The sequence below is a fragment of the Sphingobium sp. CCH11-B1 genome, assembly GCF_001556865.1.
In the GTDB taxonomy this organism is placed as follows: domain Bacteria; phylum Pseudomonadota; class Alphaproteobacteria; order Sphingomonadales; family Sphingomonadaceae; genus Sphingobium.
The window spans coordinates 18,221-40,680 of record NZ_LSJY01000029.1 but is presented as its reverse complement, the minus strand read 5'-3'; the positions used below and the strand labels follow the sequence as shown (position 1 = coordinate 40,680).

Annotated in this window: 27 protein-coding genes; 15 read left to right on the top strand and 12 right to left on the bottom strand. The window is 65.2% G+C overall.

Annotated features, from left to right (window positions below; translation table 11 throughout):
* Window positions 1–54: 54 nt before the first annotated feature.
* From AX724_RS04130 to AX724_RS04120, 3 genes are all read left to right on the top strand, one after another.
* Window positions 55–1,116, top strand: coding sequence for a DUF3667 domain-containing protein (locus tag AX724_RS04130; protein WP_066763888.1), 1,062 nt, complete (start codon window positions 55–57; stop codon window positions 1,114–1,116).
* A gap of 93 nt (window positions 1,117–1,209) precedes the next feature.
* Window positions 1,210–2,571 carry a methyl-accepting chemotaxis protein gene (locus AX724_RS04125; protein ID WP_066763883.1) on the top strand — a complete coding sequence of 454 codons (1,362 nt, stop codon included), beginning with the start codon at window positions 1,210–1,212 and terminating at the stop codon, window positions 2,569–2,571.
* 63 nt (window positions 2,572–2,634) lie between these two features.
* On the top strand, window positions 2,635–3,873 hold the full coding sequence (locus AX724_RS04120) for an MBL fold metallo-hydrolase (RefSeq protein WP_231736463.1): 1,239 nt from the start codon (window positions 2,635–2,637) through the stop codon (window positions 3,871–3,873).
* A gap of 11 nt (window positions 3,874–3,884) precedes the next feature.
* On the opposite strand, the gene AX724_RS04115 is transcribed toward AX724_RS04120, so the two are convergent.
* The 3 genes from AX724_RS04115 to AX724_RS04105 form a co-directional block, all read right to left on the bottom strand.
* Window positions 3,885–4,388 (bottom strand): DUF3617 domain-containing protein, encoded by a 504-nt coding sequence (locus AX724_RS04115; protein ID WP_066763874.1) that lies wholly within the window; start codon window positions 4,386–4,388, stop codon window positions 3,885–3,887.
* Between the two features lie 72 nt (window positions 4,389–4,460).
* Window positions 4,461–4,739 (bottom strand): HNH endonuclease, encoded by a 279-nt coding sequence (locus tag AX724_RS04110; protein ID WP_066763872.1) that lies wholly within the window; start codon window positions 4,737–4,739, stop codon window positions 4,461–4,463.
* The gene (locus AX724_RS04105) at window positions 4,740–5,288 is read right to left on the bottom strand and encodes a DUF3617 domain-containing protein (RefSeq protein WP_066763954.1); all 549 of its coding nucleotides are present in this window, start codon (window positions 5,286–5,288) and stop codon (window positions 4,740–4,742) included.
* Between the two features lie 356 nt (window positions 5,289–5,644).
* Between AX724_RS04105 and AX724_RS24815 the strand changes: the two genes are divergently transcribed.
* The 5 genes from AX724_RS24815 to AX724_RS04080 all read left to right on the top strand — a co-directional run bounded on the left by AX724_RS24815 (window position 5,645) and on the right by AX724_RS04080 (window position 8,870).
* Window positions 5,645–5,767, top strand: a complete 123-nt coding sequence (locus AX724_RS24815) for a hypothetical protein (protein WP_331711414.1) — start codon at window positions 5,645–5,647, stop codon at window positions 5,765–5,767.
* 62 nt (window positions 5,768–5,829) lie between these two features.
* Window positions 5,830–6,069 (top strand): hypothetical protein, encoded by a 240-nt coding sequence (locus AX724_RS24810; RefSeq protein ID WP_331711413.1) that lies wholly within the window; start codon window positions 5,830–5,832, stop codon window positions 6,067–6,069.
* 48 nt (window positions 6,070–6,117) lie between these two features.
* On the top strand, window positions 6,118–8,301 hold the full coding sequence (gene uvrB, locus AX724_RS04090; RefSeq protein WP_066763865.1) for an excinuclease ABC subunit UvrB: 2,184 nt from the start codon (window positions 6,118–6,120) through the stop codon (window positions 8,299–8,301).
* An 84-nt stretch (window positions 8,302–8,385) separates the two neighbouring features.
* Window positions 8,386–8,652, top strand: coding sequence for a type II toxin-antitoxin system HicA family toxin (locus tag AX724_RS04085; protein ID WP_231736462.1), 267 nt, complete (start codon window positions 8,386–8,388; stop codon window positions 8,650–8,652).
* Window positions 8,649–8,870, top strand: coding sequence for a type II toxin-antitoxin system HicB family antitoxin (locus AX724_RS04080; RefSeq protein WP_066763861.1), 222 nt, complete (start codon window positions 8,649–8,651; stop codon window positions 8,868–8,870). Before AX724_RS04085 ends, AX724_RS04080 begins: the two co-directional genes overlap by 4 nt.
* Window positions 8,871–8,874: 4 nt before the next feature.
* On the opposite strand, the gene AX724_RS04075 is transcribed toward AX724_RS04080, so the two are convergent.
* From AX724_RS04075 to ruvA, 3 genes are all read right to left on the bottom strand, one after another.
* On the bottom strand, window positions 8,875–10,617 hold the full coding sequence (locus tag AX724_RS04075) for an AMP-dependent synthetase/ligase (RefSeq protein ID WP_066763953.1): 1,743 nt from the start codon (window positions 10,615–10,617) through the stop codon (window positions 8,875–8,877).
* Between the two features lie 144 nt (window positions 10,618–10,761).
* Window positions 10,762–11,784, bottom strand: a complete 1,023-nt coding sequence (ruvB, locus tag AX724_RS04070; protein WP_066763860.1) for a Holliday junction branch migration DNA helicase RuvB — start codon at window positions 11,782–11,784, stop codon at window positions 10,762–10,764.
* Window positions 11,781–12,389 (bottom strand): Holliday junction branch migration protein RuvA, encoded by a 609-nt coding sequence (ruvA, locus tag AX724_RS04065; protein ID WP_066763854.1) that lies wholly within the window; start codon window positions 12,387–12,389, stop codon window positions 11,781–11,783. The genes ruvB and ruvA overlap by 4 nt, the downstream gene beginning before the upstream one ends.
* A 129-nt stretch (window positions 12,390–12,518) precedes the next feature.
* On the opposite strand from ruvA, the gene AX724_RS04060 reads away from it, so the two are divergent.
* Window positions 12,519–13,097 carry a peptidase S14 gene (locus tag AX724_RS04060; RefSeq protein ID WP_066763847.1) on the top strand — a complete coding sequence of 193 codons (579 nt, stop codon included), beginning with the start codon at window positions 12,519–12,521 and terminating at the stop codon, window positions 13,095–13,097.
* Between the two features lie 43 nt (window positions 13,098–13,140).
* Window positions 13,141–13,767, top strand: a complete 627-nt coding sequence (locus AX724_RS04055; RefSeq protein WP_066763840.1) for a DUF1345 domain-containing protein — start codon at window positions 13,141–13,143, stop codon at window positions 13,765–13,767.
* A 6-nt stretch (window positions 13,768–13,773) separates the two neighbouring features.
* Here the strand turns inward: AX724_RS04055 and thiL are convergent, their stop codons facing one another.
* On the bottom strand, window positions 13,774–14,688 hold the full coding sequence (gene thiL / locus AX724_RS04050; protein WP_066763839.1) for a thiamine-phosphate kinase: 915 nt from the start codon (window positions 14,686–14,688) through the stop codon (window positions 13,774–13,776).
* A gap of 55 nt (window positions 14,689–14,743) precedes the next feature.
* Here thiL and AX724_RS04045 point away from each other — a divergent pair, with 55 nt between their 5' ends.
* Complete coding sequence (locus AX724_RS04045; RefSeq protein WP_066763836.1) at window positions 14,744–15,670, top strand: alpha/beta hydrolase; 927 nt, start codon at window positions 14,744–14,746, stop codon at window positions 15,668–15,670.
* A 7-nt stretch (window positions 15,671–15,677) separates the two neighbouring features.
* On the opposite strand, the gene nusB is transcribed toward AX724_RS04045, so the two are convergent.
* The 4 genes from nusB to mnmA form a co-directional block, all read right to left on the bottom strand.
* On the bottom strand, window positions 15,678–16,124 hold the full coding sequence (gene nusB, locus AX724_RS04040; RefSeq protein ID WP_066763834.1) for a transcription antitermination factor NusB: 447 nt from the start codon (window positions 16,122–16,124) through the stop codon (window positions 15,678–15,680).
* Window positions 16,125–16,176: 52 nt separating this feature from the next.
* Window positions 16,177–17,466: a histidinol dehydrogenase gene (hisD, locus tag AX724_RS04035; RefSeq protein ID WP_066763832.1), complete on the bottom strand. Its 1,290-nt coding sequence runs from the start codon at window positions 17,464–17,466 to the stop codon at window positions 16,177–16,179.
* Entirely contained in the window at window positions 17,456–18,118 is a 663-nt protein-coding gene (gene hisG / locus AX724_RS04030) for an ATP phosphoribosyltransferase (protein WP_066763825.1), read from the bottom strand. Before hisG ends, hisD begins: the two co-directional genes overlap by 11 nt.
* A 146-nt stretch (window positions 18,119–18,264) precedes the next feature.
* The gene (gene mnmA, locus AX724_RS04025; protein WP_066763824.1) at window positions 18,265–19,386 is read right to left on the bottom strand and encodes a tRNA 2-thiouridine(34) synthase MnmA; all 1,122 of its coding nucleotides are present in this window, start codon (window positions 19,384–19,386) and stop codon (window positions 18,265–18,267) included.
* Between the two features lie 162 nt (window positions 19,387–19,548).
* Between mnmA and AX724_RS04020 the strand changes: the two genes are divergently transcribed.
* The 3 genes from AX724_RS04020 (at window position 19,549) to AX724_RS04010 (ending at window position 20,728) form a co-directional block, all read left to right on the top strand.
* Window positions 19,549–19,890: a hypothetical protein gene (locus tag AX724_RS04020; protein WP_066763823.1), complete on the top strand. Its 342-nt coding sequence runs from the start codon at window positions 19,549–19,551 to the stop codon at window positions 19,888–19,890.
* Between the two features lie 62 nt (window positions 19,891–19,952).
* Window positions 19,953–20,252 carry a CtrA inhibitor SciP gene (sciP, locus tag AX724_RS04015; protein WP_066763818.1) on the top strand — a complete coding sequence of 100 codons (300 nt, stop codon included), beginning with the start codon at window positions 19,953–19,955 and terminating at the stop codon, window positions 20,250–20,252.
* A gap of 221 nt (window positions 20,253–20,473) precedes the next feature.
* Entirely contained in the window at window positions 20,474–20,728 is a 255-nt protein-coding gene (locus AX724_RS04010; RefSeq protein ID WP_013848281.1) for a GlsB/YeaQ/YmgE family stress response membrane protein, read from the top strand.
* 68 nt (window positions 20,729–20,796) lie between these two features.
* Here the strand turns inward: AX724_RS04010 and AX724_RS04005 are convergent, their stop codons facing one another.
* Window positions 20,797–21,045 (bottom strand): GlsB/YeaQ/YmgE family stress response membrane protein, encoded by a 249-nt coding sequence (locus tag AX724_RS04005; RefSeq protein WP_066763952.1) that lies wholly within the window; start codon window positions 21,043–21,045, stop codon window positions 20,797–20,799.
* A 207-nt stretch (window positions 21,046–21,252) separates the two neighbouring features.
* Here AX724_RS04005 and AX724_RS04000 point away from each other — a divergent pair, with 207 nt between their 5' ends.
* Window positions 21,253–22,422 carry an efflux RND transporter periplasmic adaptor subunit gene (locus AX724_RS04000; protein ID WP_066763816.1) on the top strand — a complete coding sequence of 390 codons (1,170 nt, stop codon included), beginning with the start codon at window positions 21,253–21,255 and terminating at the stop codon, window positions 22,420–22,422.
* Window positions 22,423–22,460: the final 38 nt, after the last annotated feature.

Sequence of the window (22,460 nt, the reverse complement as noted above, 5' to 3'; positions counted from 1 at the left end):
CCACGTCCGCATGACGGGCTGGAAAGCGCCCTGCTGGGCTGGTAATCCCGTGACATGACTGGGGGAATCGAAGCGGCGGGAGACGCCGTCACCGGAGCGATGCTGGCGCGGGCGGTCGAGCCCGGCCATGGCGAGGCCGCGTCCGCACACGCAGAGCATGGCGCCTGCCTAAACTGCGGCGCGCAAGTCCATGGCGCTTATTGCAGCCAGTGCGGACAGGCGGCCCATCTGCACCGAAGCTTCGCCGCCATCGGCCATGACCTCGCCCACGGCGTGCTGCATTTCGAGGGCAAGATCTGGAAGACTTTGCCGGAGCTTGCGCTGCGGCCCGGCATGCTGACGCGCCGCTACATCCACGGGGAGCGGGCGAAGTTCGTCTCGCCCTTCGCCCTGTTCCTCTTCTCCGCCTTCCTGATGTACGCGATCTTCTCGCTCACCAGCCATCACGGCCCCGCCAAGCCCCAAGGGCCGATGATGGATAGGGGCGCGACGGCGGAACTGCGCAAGGAAGAGGCGAAGGCAGATGCGCGGATCAGGAAGATCGAGACGGAACTGGCACAAGGCGGCCTTTCCGACCGGCGGCGCGAGACGCTGACCGAAAGGCTGGAAGACGCGCGCGAGGACCGCAAGGGCATCACCCTGGCCGGCGACATCAGCCGTTCGCTGGAGGCCGAGGGGCTGAACGGCGGCGTCGCCAAGACGGTGGGCCGGGTGGTGAATGCAGCGGCGGAAAATCCCGAATTCGCCTATTATAAGCTGAAGGCGAACGCCTATAAATTCTCCTGGGCGCTCATCCTCATATCGCTGCCTTTCCTCTGGCTGCTCTTTCCCTTCAGCCGCCGGTTCAAGATGTACGACCATGCGATCTATGTGACCTATTCGATCGCCTTCATGTCGCTGCTCTTTTCGCTGTCGATGCTGCTTTCCGCCCTGCATGTGGACGCCGGGCTGGTGACTGCCGCGCTGATCCTGTTCGCGGCCTGGCACATGTACCGCCAACTCAAGGATGCCTATGCCCTGTCCCGCACCGGCGCGCTGATACGGCTGCCCCTGCTCTATGGCTTCGCCTGCGTGTCGCTGTCCCTGTTCTTCACGCTTCTGGTCATGATGGGATAGTGGCGACAGCGCTAACCCTTATTTTACCATGGTCCGATAGCAATCGGATCCGTGGGTAACGAAGCACAATCGCACGCCGTGCAAAAGGCGGTCATGAAGGTCGCCAAACTGTCTGGCGATCTTGGCATCCGTACGCTCGATCTGCAGGCGGACATCAGCGAACTGGCCGAACGCGTGACGCAGCAGGCGCGCACGATCGAGGCGATCAGCGGCGCCGCGACGCAGTTGTCGCGCGACGGCGACAGCGTGTCGCTGGCGGGGGAGGACGCGCGGCACAAAGCCGTCGCCGCCCGCGCGATCATCGACGATTCGGGTCGCCAGCTTTCCGCCGCCAACCATAATTTCGTCGACCTGATCGAACAGGTGAACCGCGTCCACAGCCGGCTCGACGGCTTTGGCGAAGCGCTCAAGACGGTCGCGCATGTGACGAGCGTCATCAGCGGCATCGCCAGGCAGACCAATCTGCTCGCGCTCAACGCCACGATCGAGGCGGCGCGCGCGGGCGATGCCGGGCGCGGTTTTGCCGTGGTCGCGGCCGAGGTGAAGAAGCTGGCGCAGGAAACAGCCACCGCCACCCATACGATCGAACAGTCGATCGCGGCGCTGACCGGCGAGGCGGGGGGCATATTGGACAGCATCACCCATGGCGCGCAGACCGCACGCACCGCGCTCAACGACACCAAGAATATCGAGACGCTGGTCGACCGGCTCGGTACGCTGATGCAGGGTCTTTCCGACAACAGCGAAGCGGTGGCGCAGCGGATCGGGTCCATGGTCGGATCGGCCGGGGAAATCCGGTCGGGGCTGAGCGCGCTTGCCAGCACGTCGAACGACAATGCCGATGGCCTGCAGCGTTTGTCCGTCCGGGTCGTGACGGCAAGCGAGGACACCAACAAGCTGCTGCAATATCTGGCGGAAAGCGGCGTCGACATCCCGGATTCGCCCTATATCCGCTTCTGCCTGGACAGCGCTGCCGTGGTGGCAAGCGCGATCGAGACGGCGATCGACGCAGGCGTCGTCAGCCTGGAAGATGTGCTGCGCACCCATTATGAACCCATCGTCGGGAGCAATCCGCCGCTCTTTTCTCATCCGGTACAGGCGGTGATGCTGCCCGCAGCGCGCGTGCGGCAGGAAATGGCGCGCGAATATCCCGGCCTGTTCGGCATGACCTTCACCGACCGCAACGCCTTCGGCGCCATCGCCATGCCCGAACGCGCCCAGCCCCAGCGGCCCGGCGACATCAAGTGGAACCTCGAATATTCGCGGCAGGGTTCGATTTTCGAGGGCGAGGATACGCGGGTGGAATGCACCACGGTCAAGCCCTTCCGCATCAAGGCCTATCGCCGCCTGACCGCCGATGGCGACGTTATCCTGCTGAAGCAGGTCATCGCGTCCATCCATGTGAAGGGGCATCATTGGGGCATCCTGCAAATGGCCTATCGCGACCAGGGCTGATCGAAAGGCCTGACCTGGCCGCCCCCCCTTGCCCGCAGGGCTGGCGGCGTTATGTCGAAACGCGTGACCCGCCCCGCATCCTCATCATCCCTTCCGAAACGCATTGCGCGCGGAGCAGGCGTAGCGCTGCTCTTCCTGATCGTCGCGCTGTGCCTGGCGGTGACGATCGTGCCGCCCTTCCTCGACCGCGTCTATTATCAGGGTCCGGTCAGCCGCCATTATGACGGCGCGCATTTCTTCAATCCCGATGGCGACATCGACACGCCCGCGCCGCCCGGAACCAGCCGGCAGGGCTTCATCCTGCGCTGGCTGCTGGGCGACGACGACCGGCCACAATGGCCCGAGGCGATCGCGGTCAAGCCCGCACGCCCCGCGCCGTTCGCCGCGCCGCGCGGCATGAGCGCGACCTGGGTCGGTCATGCGACCGTTCTGGTACAGGCGGCGGGACTTAACATCCTCACCGATCCGATCTGGTCCGATTATGCCAGCCCCTTCCCGCCGCTGGGCCCCCGGCGCGTGGCCCAGCCCGGCATCCGTTTCGACGATTTGCCCCGGATCGACCTGATCGTCATCAGCCACAATCATTACGACCATATGGACCTGCTCACCCTGAAACGGCTGTGGGAACGGGACCAGCCCAAGATCGTCACCAGCCTGGGCAATGACAGCATCCTGAAGGCGAACGGCATCCCCGCGACGGCGCTCGATTGGCGCCAGTCGGTCAGCGGCGCGGCATTGAACGGCCTTGCCCCGCAAGCCGTGGTCCAGTGCGGCAATTACGAACATTGTCCCGACTATCGCGTGCATGTCACCCGCAACCATCATTGGGGCAGCCGGTGGGGCACGGATCGCAATCGCGCGCTGTGGTCCAGTTTCGTCATCGAAACGCGGGCGGGTAACATCTTTTTCGCGGGTGATACCGGAGCGGGCGACATGGGCTGGCCCTATGAAGCGCGCCGCTATGGCCCGATCCGGCTGGCCCTTATCCCCGTCGGCGCCTTCCGCTTCTGGAAGGGGCAGATGCAGTCCGACGCGCATATCGGCCCGATCCAGGCCGTCGAGATATTCAAGCGGCTGGGCGCGTCGACCGCAATCCCCATCCACTGGGGCACGTTTCGCCTGTCCTACGAGCAATGGGACACGCCGCCGCGCATGCTGGAACTGGCGCTGCGCTGCGAGGGGATAGAGCGCAAGCGCTTCGCCCCGCTGCGCATCGGCCAGACAATCGCCATACCGACGACAAGCCCGGTCGAACGCGGGCCGCGCCGTTGCGACGAGCGGGCGATCCGCGCGCTAGAATAGCGGCGGGTTCTCTAGGCCTTCGGGCAATCGCCCGTGCGCTGCCCGGTCAGGTCGTGGGTGGTGCGCAGCACCGGCTGGCCACCCTCCGTCTTCGTCATGGTCGTGCCCAGCGTCAGCGTGTCGGCAGTATAATTGCCCTCCACCGCGATCTCCGCCGTGCCGGCGCCCGCCTTGCAGGACAGGGTGGCGATCAGCCGCCCCTTGCGCAGCATCTTGTCCTTGTAGCTGCATTCGGTGCCTTCCGCGCCTGCGAGCGCGTTGGGGTCCGGCACGCCGTCCTTGTCGACGGCAAGGCACAGCTTCTCCTCGCCAATCTGCTTCAAGGCCTGCTGATATTCGGCGGGTGTGACAGTGGGCGTGTTGTAACCGGTGGTCCTGCGCGTCAGTTCCCACTGGCCGCCCTGCATCACGATCGGCTTTTCCTCGGGCTGTGGTGCCGGTGCGGGATCGCTCCCGCAGGCCGCCAGTCCCATCGTCAGCATCAGCGGCATCGCCGCTCCACGCATGTATCGCATATCCTCTCCCCTGTTCTCGTCGCGGAACATGGACGAAGGCTCTACCCGCCGACGCAAAAGCGCAAGCGAAAATCAGCGTCGCCGCCGCGTCGGCGCATGAAAGTCCGGCGGCTTGTCGGCGATCCAGGCCAGGAATCGGGCGATGTCCGGATGCGCGCGCAAGGCGGCGGCATCCGCATAGCGGCGCGCAAGCTCTGCATTGCCCAAAGTGGCGTGAATGCTGCGATGGCAGATCGGATGCACCGGCGTGGTCGTCCGCCCGCCCCTGCTTTTGGGCAGGGGATGATGCCATTCCACCCGCGACCCAAGCGGGCGTCCGCACAGCCAGCAGGCTGTCGGCGCGTCAGCCATCTACTCGTCCGACTTGCACTCCGCGCCGATCCACTTGCCCTTCGATCGCGCGGTCATCGCCATGCTATGCGGGCCGCCATCCATCTTCATGTCCATGTCGATGGCATAGCGGTCGGGCGCATAGCTGCCGGACATGGCGGCGTTCATCGTGCCGCCGTCGCCCTTGCAAGACACCTGCCCCGTCACCTTGCCGCCAACGGCCGAAAAATTGCCATAGGTGCAATTCTTGTTCTCCTGACCCGAGAACATCTCCGCGCCCGGATTGGCGGCCTGCTGCGGCGTCACGCAATAGCGGAGCGCCGTCTGGCTCATGACGCTCTTCATCTGTTCCTTCATGCCGGCAGGAGCCTGCGGCATGTCGATATCCTGAACGGTGAAGCGTCCTTCCCACTGGCCGGGCTTCAACTGCACCTTGGCGACCTCCGCCTTCACCTCCGCCTTGCTCATCGAATCGGTCGCGGCGATCTCCCCCGCCTTGTCGCCGGGCTTGTCCGAACAGGCGGTGAGCAGGGTCGTCGCCATCAACACCGTCACTATCCTCGCGCGCATGACCATCCTCCCTGTTTCCACCACCAAGCGAGCATAACAGGCACGGGCGCGGGTTCAACGGAGATCGGCCGAATCCTATCGTTCTTGATTTGTTCTGATCGTTATGGTAATCGCTCGTTCAACTTTGGGGGAAGTTTGGATGCAGCGATCGACCTTTAGCGAGCGAGCGGCCTTCTCGCTCTATCTTCGTACCGGCCACAGACTGACCGCAGCCGAGATCGAAGTGAAGTTCAACCCATGGCATGATGAAGAGAATGGCCGCTTCACCTTCGCAGGGCAGGGACGCTATTTTGGCGCAAGCGGGACGGGCAAACCGGAAATCCGAACATTCCCCAACGAGCCCAAAGGAAGATCGCATGGCGGACGATAAATTGGACAAGCTCGGGCCCATCTTGAACGAGATCGGCCTAGCATTGCGCGATATCGTGGGCGGCGATCCTGAAGGTGTCTTCCTCTATAAATCGGCGACATGTGGGTGAGTCCGAATATTTTCAGAGATGAAGGCCAAGTGGCGCGTTGGTATGACACCAAGGACACAACTTTGTCAGACTTGCTCTTCGACGCCTGGTATCTGGAACCGGAGGGCCCAAACATGCGCTGGTCGGTGCTGGAATACAGCATCGAGGGAGGGAAATTCGATGTCAGCATGAAATATCCCGAAGAGGTGAATGTCGATGTCCCGGATGTCGAGCGCCGCGAGGCCGCCTTGCGCGCCCGTTTCGGTGACAAGCCCGTCGTCTATCCGCCCATGCCCAAGACCGCTTTCGAGCTGAAGCCCTGATCCTCCGACACCGATTGCGTCGCAGCCCCAAGCCCCCATATTGCCGCCATGGCCATCCAGATCCGCACCGACCTGTCCGAACCGGAAACCGGGCAGAGCTTCGTCCCGCACCGCCCCGCGCGCCCCGAAAAGAGTGAAGGCGGGCGGGCGTTCAAGCTGGTGAGCGACTATGAGCCTTCTGGCGACCAGCCGACCGCGATCGCGGAACTGGTCGCGGCAGCAAAGGCGGGCGAGCGGGACCAGGTGCTGCTGGGCGTCACGGGTTCCGGCAAGACCTTCACCATGGCGAAGACGATCGAGGCGATGCAGCGTCCGGCGCTGATCCTCGCCCCCAACAAGATTCTCGCCGCACAGCTCTACGGCGAGTTCAAGAGCTTCTTTCCCGAAAACGCCGTCGAATATTTCGTCAGCTATTACGACTATTACCAGCCCGAAGCCTATGTGCCGCGTTCCGACACCTATATCGAAAAGGAATCGAGCGTGAACGAGAGCATCGACCGGATGCGCCATTCGGCCACCCGCGCGCTGCTGGAGCGGGACGACGTCATCATCGTCGCGTCCGTTTCCTGCCTCTACGGCATCGGCTCGGTCGAAACCTATTCTGCCATGACCTTCTCCATGAAGAAGGGCGGGATCGAGGACCAGCGGGAGATCATCCGCAAGCTGGTGGCGCTCCAGTACAAGCGCAACGACGCGGGTTTCGCGCGCGGCAATTTCCGCGTGAAGGGCGACAATCTGGAGATTTTCCCCAGCCATTATGAAGACACGGCCTGGCGCGTCAGCTTTTTCGGCAACGAGATCGAGGAGATTGTCGAGTTCGATCCGCTGACCGGCAAGAAGATTGCATCGCTCGATTACGTCAAGGTCTTCCCCAACAGCCACCACGTCACCCCCGGCCCGACGCTCAAGCAGGCGATGGAGGCGATCCGTTTCGAGCTGGCCGAGCGGCTCAAGGAACTGGTGGCGGAGGGCAAGCTGCTGGAGGCGCAGCGGCTGGAGCAGCGGACCAATTTCGACCTGGAGATGATCGCCGCGACCGGCAGTTGCGCGGGGATCGAAAATTACAGCCGCTTCCTTACCGGCCGCCTGCCCGGCGAACCGCCGCCGACGCTGTTCGAATATCTGCCGGAAAACGCGCTGCTGTTCGTCGACGAAAGCCACCAGACCGTGCCGCAGATCGGCGCGATGGCGCGCGGCGACCACCGGCGCAAGATCACGCTCGCCGAATATGGATTCCGGCTGCCCAGTTGCATCGACAACCGCCCGCTCCGCTTCAACGAATGGGACGCGATGCGGCCGCAGACGGTCAGCGTCTCCGCCACCCCTGGCCCTTGGGAGATGGAGCAGACCGGCGGCGTGTTTTCCGAACAGGTGATCCGCCCCACCGGCCTCATCGACCCGCCGGTCGAGATCAAGCCGGTCGAGGATCAGGTCGACGACCTTATCAACGAATGCCGCAAGGTCGCCGCGCAGGGCTATCGCACGCTCGTCACCACGCTGACCAAGCGGATGGCGGAAGACCTGACCGAATTCATGCACGAGGCGGGGATCAAGGTCCGCTACATGCACAGCGACGTCGAGACGCTGGAGCGCATCGAGCTGATCCGCGATCTTCGTTTAGGGGTTTACGACGTACTGATCGGCATCAACCTGCTGCGCGAGGGGCTGGATATTCCCGAATGCGGGCTGGTTGCGATCCTCGATGCGGACAAGGAAGGCTTCCTGCGTTCGGAAACCTCGCTTATCCAGACGATCGGCCGCGCGGCCCGCAACGTGGAGGGGCGCGTCATCCTCTATGCCGACCGGATCACCGGCAGCATGGAGCGCGCGCTCAACGAAACGTCACGCCGGCGCGAGAAGCAGCAGGCCTATAATCTGGAGCACGGCATCACCCCGACCACGATCAAGCGCAACATCGGCGACATCATCGCCCATGTCGCGAGCAAGGATCAGGTGACAGTCGACACCGGCCTCGACGACCGCCCGCACATGGTGGGCCACAACCTGCGCGCCTATATCGAGGATCTGGAAAAGAAAATGCGCGCGGCCGCGGCGGACCTGGAGTTCGAGGAAGCCGGGCGAATCCGCGACGAAATCCGCAAGCTGGAGGCGGAAGAGCTTGGATTGCCGGCGGAGCAGCAGGTGGCGGCGCCGAGAGGGCGCGCGACGGAGGGCAAGCCCGGCACACGCAAACTGCGGTACGGGAAGGTGCAGAAGAAGTTTGGGCGGTAGATCCCATAAATACAAACGAGCTTGCTTTCCGCCGACGGATACCAACGACAAGCCCCTGATCCCTTACAGCGTTTAGCGGATCGCATGGAGGAAACTGAGTTGGTCAAACCCGCCAAACTTCTTGAACGCCTGCTGCAAGGCCAGCGTTCACTCTCCTTCCGCGATCTCGAGCGCCTGCTCCGCTCGCTTGGTTTCAAGCTGGATCGCACCACCGGCAGCCATCGCCAATATGTGCATCCCAAAGTTCCACGCTCCTTCCCTGTGCAACCCGATGGAAAGGACGCCAAGCGCTATCAAATCCGGGAACTCCTTGAACTGGTGGAAGCCTACGGACTATATATCGAGGAATGAACGAGCCGCATTACCACATCAATCTCTTCTGGTCGGCGGAGGACCAGTGCTGGATCGCGGACGTGCCCGATCTTAAACCCTGTTCGGCTCATGGTGACACGCGGGCAGAAGCAATTGCCAATATCAACGATGCGATTGAAGGCTGGCTCGCCGTGGCACAAGATAGGGGCTTCCCCATCCCAGAAGCCCGCTACCGCCCCGCCATCTACGCCGCCTGATCCCTCACCCTTTGTACAGCGCGTCCAGCCTTTCCGCATAAACCTTGCGGATCACGTGCCGCCTGATCTTCATTGATGGCGTCATCTGCTCATTCTCGATGGTGAAGGGTTCGTCCGCCAGAATGAAGCGGCGGACGCGTTCGATCACCGACAGGTCGTCATTCACCCGGTCCACAGCCGCGCGCAGCGCCGCCATATAGGCGGGGTTCGACGCGGCGCTTTCCACCGTGGTGCCCTGCGCCTCCGCCCATTCCCGCGTCCATTCGGCGTCGGGGACGATGAGGCCCACCAGATGCGGCCGCCGGTCGCCATGGACCATCGCCTGCCCGATTTCGGGCTGGAGCGTCAGCATCCCCTCGACCTTCTGCGGCGAGACATTGTCGCCCTTGTCGTTGACGATCAGGTCCTTCTTGCGGTCGGTGATGCGGATGCGGCCCTTGGCGTCGAATTCGCCGATGTCGCCGGTGTGCAGCCAGCCGTCCTTGAGCGCCTTCTCGGTTTCGGCCGGGTTGCGCCAGTATCCGTGCATGACCAACTCGCCGCGCACGAGGATCTCGCCGTCATCGGCGATCCGTACTTCCACGCCGTCGAGCGGGGGACCGACCGTTTCCATGGCGATGCCCGCCTTGGGCCGGTTGCAACTGATGACCGGCCCCGCCTCGGTCTGGCCATAGCCCTGGAGCAAAGTCAGCCCCATCGCGTCGAAGAACAGCCCGACATCGGGGTTGAGCGGCGCGCCGCCTGACACCAGCGCCTTCATCCGCCCGCCGAAGCGCGCCCGGATCTTGGGGATGAGCGTGCGCGAAAGCAGCAGCTTCATCGGCGCGTCGAGGATGCTGCTCTTGCCGGCCTGTTCCTTCGCCGCGATGCGCAGCGCCTGTTGCAGCAGGTAGGCAGGGAATTTGCCCTGCTTCTCGATCGACTTGATGATGCGCGTGCGCAGCACCTCGAACAGGCGGGGGACGACGACCATGATGGTCGGGCGCGCCTCCTCGATATTGCTGGCGAGCTTTTCCAGCCCTTCCGCATAATAGATCTGCGCCGATAACATGATTGGCATGAACTGGCCGCCGCTATGTTCATAGGCGTGGGACAGCGGCAGGAAGGACAGGAAGGCTTCCTCGCCCCAGCCGAAATCCTCCGACAGCAGCTTGGCCGCGCCTTCGATATTGCACAGGATCGCGCCATGATGCTGCATCACGCCCCGCGGGCTCCCGCCGGTGCCGCTGGTGTAGATGATGCAGGCAAGGTCGCTGCGCCGCGCCGTCTGGGCGGCAGCACAAGCCTCCACATCGGCTGGATGCGCGGCGAGGAGGTCGCTCCACAGATGACAGGTGCAGGTGCCCTGCGCCCCGCGTAGCGGTTCCATGCCGATGACGAAGCTTGCCTGGCTGCGGACGACAGCGGGCATCAGCGCCTGCGCCAGCTTGGCCGTCGACACGATCACCGCGCGTGCACCGCTGTCGGTCAGGATATGCTGGTGATCGCGCGTTGTGTTGGTGGTGTATGTCGGCACGGACACGCAGCCCGCCGCCATGATGGCCAGATCGGCGATGCAGAATTCGGGCCGGTTCTCGCTTACCAGCATGACCGGATCGCCGGGGCGCAACCCTTGCGCCTTCAGCGCCGCCGCCAGCGACGCCACCTGCCGCGCAACCTCGTTCCAGCTGAGCGGTTGCCATTGCCCCCCTGTCTTGCGCCAGAGGAAAGGGGCCTCACCCCGCTCCCGCGCGCGGGTGAAGAACATGGTCACAAGGTTGGGGAATGTCTCGATCGCCCTCAAGGCTCGACTCCTGCACTTTTTCCGGCACGTCTGATGCGCGCCCTCATCCTGGCCACGGCTATAACCATGCCTTGCCGTAACGGCCATGGGGTTTGACGGGTTTTCCGCCTAATCGAACAGGCCGGTCTGCACGTCCTGCGGCGGATTGAGGCCCAGATGCTTCCATCCCGGACCGTTGAGGCAGCGACCCCGCGCGGTGCGAGCGATGAGGCCAAGCTGGATCAGATAAGGCTCGATCACTTCCTCGATCGTGTCGCGGGCTTCCGAAAGGCCCGCCGCCAGCGTCTCCACCCCCACCGGACCGCCGCGATAGATGTCGGCGATCATCATCAGGTAACGCCGGTCCATCAAGTCGAGGCCCAACTGGTCGACCTCAAGCCGTTGCAGCGCCGCGTCCGCGACCGCGCGGTCGACGGCGGGCGCGCCCGCGACATTGGCGAAGTCGCGCACCCGCCGCAGCAACCGCCCGGCGATGCGCGGGGTGCCGCGCGACCGGCGCGCAATCTCTATCGCGCCGTCGGAAGTGATGGGGAGGTCGAGCAGCCGCGCCGCGCGGCGCACGACCTTCTCCAGTTCCTCAACGGTGTAGAATTGCAGGCGGACGGGGATGCCGAACCGGTCGCGCAGCGGCGTCGTCAACAGCCCCTGCCGCGTCGTCGCGCCCACCAGCGTGAAGCGCGGCAGGTCGATCCGCACGGACCGGGCGGACGGCCCCTCGCCGATCATCAGGTCGAGCGCGCGATCCTCCATCGCGGGGTAGAGCACTTCCTCGACGGCAGGGTTGAGCCGGTGGATCTCGTCCACGAACAGCACGTCGCCCTCGTCCAGATTGGTGAGCAGGGCGGCAAGATCGCCCGACTTGGCGATGACGGGGCCGGACGTGGCGCGGAATCCCACGCCCATTTCCTTGGCGACGATCTGCGCCAGCGTGGTCTTGCCAAGGCCGGGCGGGCCGAAGAACAGCACATGGTCGAGCGCATCCCCGCGCGATCTCGCCGCCTGGATGAAGATGCGCAGATTCTCCCGCGCAGCCTGCTGCCCGACGAATTCGTCGAGCGACTTGGGACGCAGGGCGGCGTCGACATCCTCGGGGCGGCGGGATGGGGTGAGCAGGCGGTCGTCGTCGCTCACTTCGCCGCCTTCCGCAGCGCTAGCCGCACCAGCGCGTCGAGGCTGGCGCCGTCGCCCAGTTCCTCTTCGGCGGCGGCGACCGCGCTGCTGGCTTCGGCGGGCCTGAAGCCCAGATTCTGCAAGGCGGAGAGCGCGTCGGCGCTCATGCTGCCGACCGGGATCGCCACGGCGCCGCCCACGCCCATAGGCCCGCCCGCAGGCGTCGCGCCGATCTTGTCTTTCAATTCATTGACGATGCGCTGCGCCAGCTTGGGTCCCACGCCGTTCGCCCGCGCTATCATCGCCTTGTCGCCCATCGCCACGGCGCGGTGCAACTCCAACGGCTCCAGCGCCGAAAGGATGGCAAGCGCGACGCGCGATCCCACCCCCTGCACATGGGTCAGCAGCCGGTACCAGTCGCGTTCCTCGGCGCGGGCGAATCCCACCAGCCGGATCGAATCCTCCGCCACCAGCATTTCGGTGTGGATCGTCACAGCTTCGCCCACCGGCCCGAGTGCCGCGAGCGTGCGCGAGGAGGCGCCCACCAGATAGCCGACGCCGCCGACATCGATGATGGCGTGGTCGATGCCGGTGCTGTCCAGCCGCCCTTTGAGCTTCGCAATCATATGGTGCGCCCCATGGTCATGATCTGTTCTTTACAGCCTCTTTGGAATCGCGCCAGTCGGAAAGCGCGGCACCTTTTGCGGCCCCATGCGTAGTGCAGCCCGACTTTCGCCCTTCAGAAGGATTTACGCATGTTAATGACGAGCGCGCCGCTACTTGGTCCCAAGGATTTCGAATTTCCCGCGATCACCCTGTCGGGCGTCGTGGATCACGGCATGTATCTGCACTTTCGCAATTGCCTGACCAGCGCGCCGCAGCAGGGGCTGGTCGTGGTGGAAATTTCCACGCTGGGCGGCGACCCGGAAATCGCCCGCATGATGGGCGAAGACATCCGGTTCCATTCCGATCTCTATCCCGATCGGCGGCTGGTGTTCCTAGGGAAGACAGCGGTCTATTCGGCCGGCGCGACCTTCATGAGCTTCTTCGCCGCGGAGAACCGCTATCTGACGCGCGGCACGCGCATCATGATCCACGAGCGGCTCATCACCAAGACGATCAACCTTTCGGGGCCGCTTTCCACCTGCATCGCGACGCTCAAGGCCAATTTGCACGAGATCGAATCGTCGATCGCGATCCAGAATGAGGGGTTCGAGAACCTGATCCTGGGGTCGGATGTGACCATGGACGAACTGCTGCAGAAGGCCCCGGAAAACTGGTATATGGAAGCGAATGAGGCGCAGGCGCGCGGATTGATCGCGGCGGTGCTGTAAGGGCCCCCTTGCCAACCGGCGCGCCTGGCCCTTTGATGGGGACATGAGCGCGTCGAAGATCTTTCCCTGGCGTTACGGCATGTTCCTTGCCCTGCTGGCAGTCATGGCCCCGCTGGCGCTGTGGCTGCCGTGGCATGAAGCGGTGATGGCGGGGTTCGACATCGCCGCCCTCGCCTTCATCCTGTCCACTGGCGGGCTGGTCGACGCCGCGCCTGCCGCCATGCGGCGCAAGGCGGCCGCCAACGACGCCAACCGCGAACTGATGCTGCTGATGACCGGGATCGTATGCCTGGTCATCCTGGTCGCGGTCGGCGTCGCCATCAGCCAGCATGGCGGCCCGAACGCTGCTTCGATCGCGATGCTGCTGGCGACCTTGCTGATCGCCTGGCTCTTTTCGAACCTCGTCTATGCCATGCACTATGCGCATGCCTATTATCTGCAGGACACGCACGGGAAGGACGGCGGCGGCCTCGATTTCCCCGAAACGCCGGAACCGCGTTACTGGGACTTTTTCTATTTCGCCTTCACGCTGGGCATGACGTTCCAGACGTCGGACGTCGCCATGACCAACGGCGCGATGCGGCGAATCGCGCTGTTCCATTGTTTCGCGGCCTTCCTCTTCAACCTCGGCATCCTCGCCTTCACGATCAACGTGCTGGGCGGAAGCTGACGTCGATCAGCCATGTTCCCAGCCCAGCCGATCGGGAAGGGGCATGACTGTTCCATCGATTTTCAGCGTCAGGCCCGATCCGCGCTCCAACCGCCCGACCGGAATGGCGCGCACCGGCGGCTTGATGCGGGGCGGCAACGTGAAGAGCAGCTCATAATCATCCCCGGCGCGCGCGGCGGCGATCTGGACCGCGGTGCTCGCCCCCAGCGCCTTTTCCAGCGCGCGCGACAGCGGCACATGGTCGATCGTGACGGCCAGCCCGCTCGCCTCCGCCAGTCGGGCGGCGTCGATCAGCAGACCGTCGGACACATCCATCATCGCGCTGACATGAGGTGCCAGCAGCGCGCCTTCGGCCAGGCGAGGCCGGGGACGGCGACAGGCATCGACCAACGGTCCGGACGCCGCCGGATCGGCGCGCAGCAGGTCCAGTCCCGCGCCCGCGTCCCCCACCGGCCCTGTCACATACAGGCGGTCCCCGGCCCTTGCCCCACCCCGAACCGGCACGGGCCCGGTCGCCTCTCCGATGGCGGACAGGCTGTAGCTGCGCGCCGATCCTGCCGGCATCTTCACCGTGTCGCCGCCCAGCAGCGGCATGGCATGGCGCTCCAGCGCCTGATGAAGCCCATCCAGGAAGGCGGCGTCCCAATCCCCATCTCCCGACAGGCTGTAATTGAGCAGGCAGCCGAGCGGCCTGGCCCCCTTCGCCGCCAGGTCGGACAGGTTCACCGCCGCCAGCTTCCAGCCGATGTCTGCCGGCGGATCGGCGGGCAAATAATGTACGCCCTCGATCACGGTGTCGGTGGTGAGGATCAGCCCCGTCCCGCCCACCGACAACAATGCCACATCATCCAGCAGCCCGCGCGCGGCCTCATGCGTTGCGCGGGCTCGCAGCAGGTTCAGGAATTCGTATTCATCCGACATCGCCCGCCGCTTTAGGGCATGAGACGGCCCAAGACCATGACGGAGGGGCACTGGAATGCGCTGGATCGGGATTTTGGGGCTCTTGTTCGCGATGGTGGCGAGCCATGGGACGATGGCGCAGCCACCCCTGGCCGGGCGCCTGGTGAAGATAGCGGCGATGCCATCCGCCTTCGTCGTGCCGCGCCCCGTCACCATCTGGCTGCCGCCGGGTTATGACAGAAGCCATGATCGCTATCCCGTGATCTACATGCATGATGGGCAGAATCTGTTCGACGCGAAGAAAGCGAATTTCGGCGTTGAATGGGGCATGGACGAGGCGATGGAGCGGCTCGCCGCGCTTGGCATCGGGCAACCCGCGATCATCGTAGGCATCCATAGCACGGCGTTGCGCTACCGCGAATATATGCCGCAGGGCGTCTATGACGCATTGCCGCCCGCTTATGCAAAACTGGTGCGCGACAGCCATGGCGGGCAACCTGTGTCCGATGCCTATCTGCGCTTCATCGTGAAAGAATTGAAGCCGCATATCGACCGCACCTATCGCACGCGGCCGGGCCGCAGCGACACGGCGGTGATGGGCTCATCGATGGGCGGGCTCATCTCGATCTACGCCATGGGTCGCTATCCGGGCATATTCGGGCAGGCGGCAGCGCTCTCTGTGCACTGGCCATTGGTGGGCGCGCAGGCGGTGGACAATATACCGGCCGATGCCCCCGCCATCGTCGCGCAAGCTTTCGCCGCATGGTTCGGCGACAGCCGCGTCGATCCGCACGTCAATCGGCTCTATATCGATCATGGCACGGCAACGCTCGACGCCCATTATCCGCCTTTCGCGCGGGCGATAGAAGCAAAACTGGCCGCGCGAGGATGGCAGTCAGCCGGCATCTTCCAGAGCCGGACCTTCACCGGCACCGCGCATGACGAGCGCGCCTGGGCCGAGCGGGTGGACATCCCCCTCGCGTTCCTGCTGGCGCGCCCTTGAACCGGCCTTAGGCCCGCACGTCCTTTGCCACGCCGTCCAGCAGGCCGTTGACGAAGCCTGTCTCGCGCTTGTCGTAAAAGGCGTGGGCGACATCGACATATTCGCTGATGACGGTGCCGGTGCCGACATCCTTGCGGGCCAGCAGTTCATAGGTGCCGGCGCGCAAGATCTGGCGCATCGGCTTGTCTAGCCGATCAAGGCTCCAGCCAGTCGACAGGCGTGCGGCGATCAGGGCGTCGATCTCTACGCGGCGCTTGTCCACGCCGGTCACGATATCGTCGAAGAAAGGTTCCTCGGCCTGCGCATAGGTCACGTCCTCGATGGTCGCGCCCAGCCGGTGCTGATGGAATTCGTGCAGCAGCACGGCGATCGGCGTGCCTTCCATCTCGATCTGGTAGAGCGCCTGCACCGCGGCGAGGCGCGCGGCGGAGCGGGATTTGGATCGGTCGTTCATGGATTTTCCCTACTCCGTTCGGTTCGATCTTGTCGAGAACCGAACGGGATGTTCATTGGAGGCGCAGCGCCACCGAAGCGGCATGTGCCGGAAGCCCCTCCGCCTCCGCCAGAGCGACGGCGGCCGGACCGATCGCGCCGATGGCCTGCGGCGTGAGGCTGAGGAAGCTGGTGCGTTTCATGAAATCGAGCACGGACAGGCCGGACGAGAAGCGCGCCCGCCGCCCGGTCGGCAGCACATGGTTCGGCCCCGCGACATAGTCGCCCACCGCCTCAGGCGTCATGCGGCCAAGGAAGACCGATCCGGCATGGCGCACCCGCGCGAACAGCGGTTCGGGGTCGTCCACCGCCAGTTCCAGATGCTCGGGCGCCAGCCGGTCGACCAGCGGCATCGCCTCATCAAGGTCACGGACCAGGATGATCGCGCCATTGGCGTCCCAGCTGGTCCGCGCGACCATGCTGGTGGAAAGCGCCGGGATCTGCCGCTCCACCGCCGCCGCGACGGCATCGGCAAAGACGGCGTCATCGGTGAACAGGATGGACTGGCTGGTCGGATCATGTTCCGACTGGCTCAACAGGTCGGCGGCGGTCCATTCGGGATCGTTCCGGCCGTCCGCGACCACCACGATCTCCGAAGGCCCCGCCACCATGTCGATGCCGACCACGCCGTAGAGCTGGCGCTTGGCTTCGGCCACCCAGGCATTGCCGGGGCCGGTGATGACGTCCACGGGACTGATCCGGTCCGTGCCATAGGCAAGCGCGGCGACCGCCTGCGCGCCTCCGACGCGCCAGATTTCCTCGATCCCCGCGATCTGCGCGGCGGCCAGGACCAGCGGGTTGATTTCGCCATCGGGGGTCGGCGTCACCATGGCGATGCGGCGCACCCCCGCCACCTTCGCGGGAATGACGTTCATCAGCAGCGAACTGGGATAGGCGGCGCGGCCGCCCGGCACGTAGAGGCCCGCCGCATCCACCGCGCTCCACCGCGCGCCGAGGCGGACGCCGGCGCTGTCGATGCCGTCGCTGTCCTGGGGCTTCTGCTTTTCATGATAGGCGGTGATGCGCGCGGCGGCGAGTTCCAGCGCGTCGCGTAGGGGCGTGGAGATGCCCTCCAGCGCCGCCCGCGTTTCCGCCGCCGTCACCGCCCAGCCGCTGACGTCGAGGTCATGCCGGTCGAACCGCCGCGTATAGTCGGCGAGCGCGGCGTCCCCTTCCATGCGGACGCGCCGGATGATCGCGGCGACATCGCGCGAAACATCTTCGTCCGCTTCACGGCGCGCATCCACCAGCGCGGTGAAGGCGGAGGGGAAGCCCCCGTCGCGACTGTCGAGCCTAAGCGGCATCCTTCACCCCCACGGCGGCGCGGAAGGCTTCCACCAGCGGCGACAGTTCGGCCGACCGCATCTTGTAGGCGGCGCGATTGACGATCAGGCGCGCCGAAACCTGCATTATGACATTGGTTTCCACCAGCCCGTTGGCCTTGAGCGTCGCGCCCGAGGAAACGAGATCGACGATGCGGCGGGACAGGCCCAGCGACGGCGCCAGTTCCATCGCGCCGTTCAATTTCACGCATTCTGCCTGAAGCCCGCGCGCCTCATAATAGCGGCGGGTGAGGTGCGGATATTTGGTCGCGACCCGCACATGGCTCATCGCCGCCTCGTCCTCGTCGGCGGACCCGGCCGGTTCCGCCACCGACAGGCGGCAATGGCCGATGTCGAGGTCCACGGGCGCGTAGAGTTCGGAATAGTTGAATTCCTCCACCACGTCCGATCCGACGATACCGATCTGCGCCGCGCCATGCGCGACGAAGGTCGCAACGTCGAAGGCGCGGACACGGATGATCGACACGTCCGGCCGGTTGGTGGCGAAGCGCAGCGCCCGGCTCTTCTTGTCATGGAATTCCGCCTCCGGCTCGATGCCGGCTTTGGCGAGCAGGGGCAGCGCCTCGTCGAGGATGCGGCCCTTGGGAATGGCGAAGGTGAGCGGGCGAGTCATGACCGCCGCGCCTTACGCGCGGGTGCGGAAAAGGGCAAGGTTCGGGGACTTGTTATACCCATAGCGGCGCGCCAACGCCATGACCGCCACAATGCCGCCGAAAGAAAAGCGGAATGCCGGATCGAGTCCGGCACGCTGAACGAGGGCTACGCCGCCTCCGCCATTGCGGCTTGCGTGCTCGCGATCCAGCCGCCGCCCAGCACGCGGTCGCCGGCATAGAGGACTGCCGCCTGCCCCGGCGCGACGCCATATTCGGCGGCGTTAAAGATCAGCCGGTCGCCCTCCAGCCTGGCGGGAACAGGCTTCGCCATCGATCGCACCTTGGCGGTCAGCGGCCCGGAAAAGTCGCCGCCCAGCCAGTTGATGTCCGTGAGCCGCGCGCCCGACACGGCCAGCGCCGCCTTCGGTCCCACGACCACGCGGCGCGCTTCGGCGTCCAGCCGCACGACATAGAGCGGCTCGGCCTGACCGCCGATCTCCAGCCCCTTGCGCTGGCCCACCGTATAATGGATCAGCCCCTTGTGCCGGCCGAGCAGGCGGCCATCGACATGGACGATGTCGCCGCCTTCGTCCGCGTCGGGGCGCAGCTTGCGCACCACCTTCGCATAGTCGCCGTCGGGCACGAAGCAGATGTCCTGGCTGTCGGGCTTGAGCGCCACTGACAGGCCCAGTTCGCCCGCAATTTCCCGCACCTGCGGCTTTGGCATGCCGCCCAGCGGGAACCGCAGATAGTCGAGCTGCGCCTGCGTGGTGGCGAACAGGAAATAGCTCTGGTCGCGCGCCGGATCGGCGGCACGGTGCAACTCGGCGCCCTCCGGTCCCATCACGCGCTGAACATAATGGCCGGTCGCCAGACAATCCGCGCCCAGATCGCGCGCGATCTGGAACAGGTCTGTGAATTTGACGCCCATATTGCATTTCACGCAAGGGATGGGCGTGCGGCCGGCCATATATTCGTCGGCGAAATCGGCGATCACCGAATCGCGGAACGCGCTTTCATAATCGAACACATAATGGGCAATGCCGATGCGGTCCGCCACGGCCCGCGCATCGCGGATATCCTGCCCGGCGCAGCAGCTGCCGGTGCGGCCCACCGCCACCCCATGATCGTAGAGCTGGAGCGTGACGCCGATCACCTCCGCGCCGGTCCGCGCGGCCAGCGCGGCGACCACGCTGGAATCCACCCCCCCCGACATGGCGACGACGATGCGCCGCCTGGCGAGCGGCTCTTCAAGATCAAATCGGGCGGATGGAAAGGGGGCCTGCATGCGCGCGCATATAGTGCGGCCGCCCTTCCGGCGCAAAAGTTAACGAAAAAGCGCACGGAATTAACCCCTGAGGGACATAACGGCCGATCGACCCGTCGAACCGGCGCTGAAAAAGGGGGCGAGTTTACGGAGCCTTATCCATTCTTCGCTAGAAGCAGGGTCATGGATTTGAGCTTCCTTCGGGGTGGCGGGCTGAAACCCGCCGCCACCCTTCCGCTGGGCCGGGTGCGCGCACCGGTCTGGCCGTTCCTGCGGGCTGCCACGGCAGCGGCGCAGGCGGCCAGCCCGACTGCGCAGGCGGTGGCGGGCGTCCTGCGGGGGCAGGATGGAGAGAGCGACTGGATCCAGGAACTGGCGCATGTCTTCGCGCCGGATTCCAGCGGCAGGATCGAAGCCGTGCGATTGGCGGGCAGTTTCAACCCGTTGATCGCCAACCTTTTAATCGGGGGCAAGGAAAATGAAGGCGGTGTTTACCGTGGCGCTTTAGCTGATGTTCAGGGCTGAATGCACATAACGGTTTGCACTGCTGAAGTTGGCTACGCCAGCGCCGCAAATTGAGGGTAAGAATGATCCAGAACCAGAAAATCAGGCCCGCCCAGGTCGTGGGGCCCCTCGGAGAGCCGCTGACGCTCGACAGCCTGCCGCCGGCAGACACCACCCGCTGGGTCGTGCGCCGCAAGGCCGAAGTGGTGGCCGCGGTCAATGGCGGGCTGCTGAGCGTCGACGAAGCCTGCGCGCGCTACAATCTGACGCTCGAGGAATTTGCCGGCTGGCAGCGCGCGGTCGATCGGTCGGGCATGCACGGCCTGCGGGTGACGCGCATCCAATATTACAAGTCGCTCTACGAACGGCAGCAGAAATACTGATCCGCGGCGCAGGTCGCACCGGGCACAATTGAAAGGGCCGCCGGACATGTTCCGGCGGCCCTTTGCGCAGGATCGGTCCTGCGGCAGGCAAGCCAGCAAAAACGGCGCGAAGCCAAGATGGTTTCCGGACCGGAATCATTTTTGCCGCGATGGAACAGGACGCCGCCTTCGCCGTTGAACGATGCACCCAACCCGCTGGGGGCGTGGTCAAGGAGAGTAACATGGGCATCATTCTGTGGCTTGTTGTAGGCGGCGTCATTGGCTGGCTCGCCAGCATGGTCATGCGCACCGACGCGCAGCAGGGCATCCTGCTCAACATCGTGGTCGGCATTGTCGGCGCCTTCATCGGCGGCCTGATCTTCAGCGGCGGTTCGATCAACGACGGGCTGACGCTGTACAGCTTCCTGGTCTCGCTGGTCGGCGCGATCATCCTGCTGGCGATCGTCAATCTGGTCCGCCGCGGTTCGGTACGCTAAAAGAGCGGCATCGCGGATTCTTCAAAAGGGCCGTGCCGGCATAACGGCGCGGCCCTTTTTCGTGCCCGTCATCGCCGCCCAGCGAACAGGCGATAGAGGGCCAGGATCGCGATCGCACCCACCACGGCTGCGACGAAGCCGGCCCGTTCGCCCTGCGCATAGAAACCCATCAGCCGCCCCACGAACCCCGCGAGCAACGCCCCCGCGATCCCGAGCAGGATGGTGACGATGCAGCCGCCCGGATCCCGGCCCGGCATCACCAGCTTCGCAAGCGCGCCGGCCAGCAGGCCGATGATTATCCATGCAAGCAGGTCCATGCCGCGTTCCTCACCCTTCGCGTCGCAGCCCGAAAACCGATGCGATACCGTTATGAACGAAACAGGCTGCGCCTCCCACACCCTTTGAGCTATATTCCTCGTCTGCCGCTCCGTTACGGGCCATGACGAAATGGGGCTTGAGGCTGGTGATATATTCATATAACACAGTTGGGAGATCGGGCAAACCGCCGGAGAGATGGGGACGGCATGAATTACGAGACGCAGCTGCTGGGAGATACGGCGGTCATCATCGATGAAGACGCTGCACGCGCGCGGCGCAGGCGGCTGTTGCTGGCGGGCGGCGGCGTTGCGGTGCTGCTGGTCGTGGCCGCGGCATGGATCTCGACCCGCAGCGGCGAATCGGCACCCGCGCCGCAATCGGCACCCGCGCCCGTCGTCACCGTGGTCAGCCCCGGCCAGTCCACAGTCGCCCGCACGATCAGCGCCACCGGATCGCTCGCCGCGCGAGTCGACATGCCCGTCGGCGTGGTGGGCGAAGGCGGCATGGTCACGCAGGTGCTGGTCCAGCCGGGCGACTGGGTGCGCGCGGGACAGACGCTCGCCACCGTCGAACGCTCCGTACAGACCGAGCAGGGCCGGTCGCTGGCCGCGCAGGTGGAGGTTGCCCGCGCCGACGCCAAGCTGGCGCAGGCACAGCTTGACCGCGCCAAGGCGCTGGTCGGCCGTGGCTTCATCAGCGCCGCCGACATCGACCAGCGCACCGCGACGCGCGATGCGGCACAGGCGCGCGTCAACGTTGCCATAGCGCAGCTCAACGAACAGCGCGCCCGCACCGGCCGGCTCGACATCCGCGCGCCGGCCGCTGGTCTCGTCCTCACGCGCGGCGTGGAGCCCGGACAGATCGTGCAGTCGGGCAGCGCGGTGCTGTTCCGCCTCGCCAAGGGCGGCGAGATGGAGATGCGCGCGCAGGTCGCGGAAAGCGATCTTGCCACGCTGCGGCCCGGCAACGGCGCCACCGTGACGCCGATCGGATCCAGCCAGAGCTTCGCCGGCCGCGTGTGGCAGATGTCGCCGGTGGTCGATCCGCAGACGCGCCAGGGCATCGCCCGCATCGCCATTCCCTTCAACCCGGCGATCCGTCCGGGCGGCTTCGCATCCGCGACCATCACCAGTGGATCGGGCAGCGCGCCCCTGCTGCCCGAATCGGCGGTGCAGAGCGACGACAAGGGCAGCTACGTCTACATCGTCAACGGCAAGAACCAGGTCGAACGGCGCAACGTGACGGTGGGTCAGGTGTCCGACGCCGGCGTGGCCGTGACTGGCGGCATCACCGGCAGCGAGAAGATCGTGACCTCTGCCGGCGCCTTCCTGACGCCGGGGCAGAAGGTGAAGCCGGAACTGGCCAAGGGGCTCTAAGAAGGCCGCAGGTCCCGGCGAGAGGCGCGGGGACATGC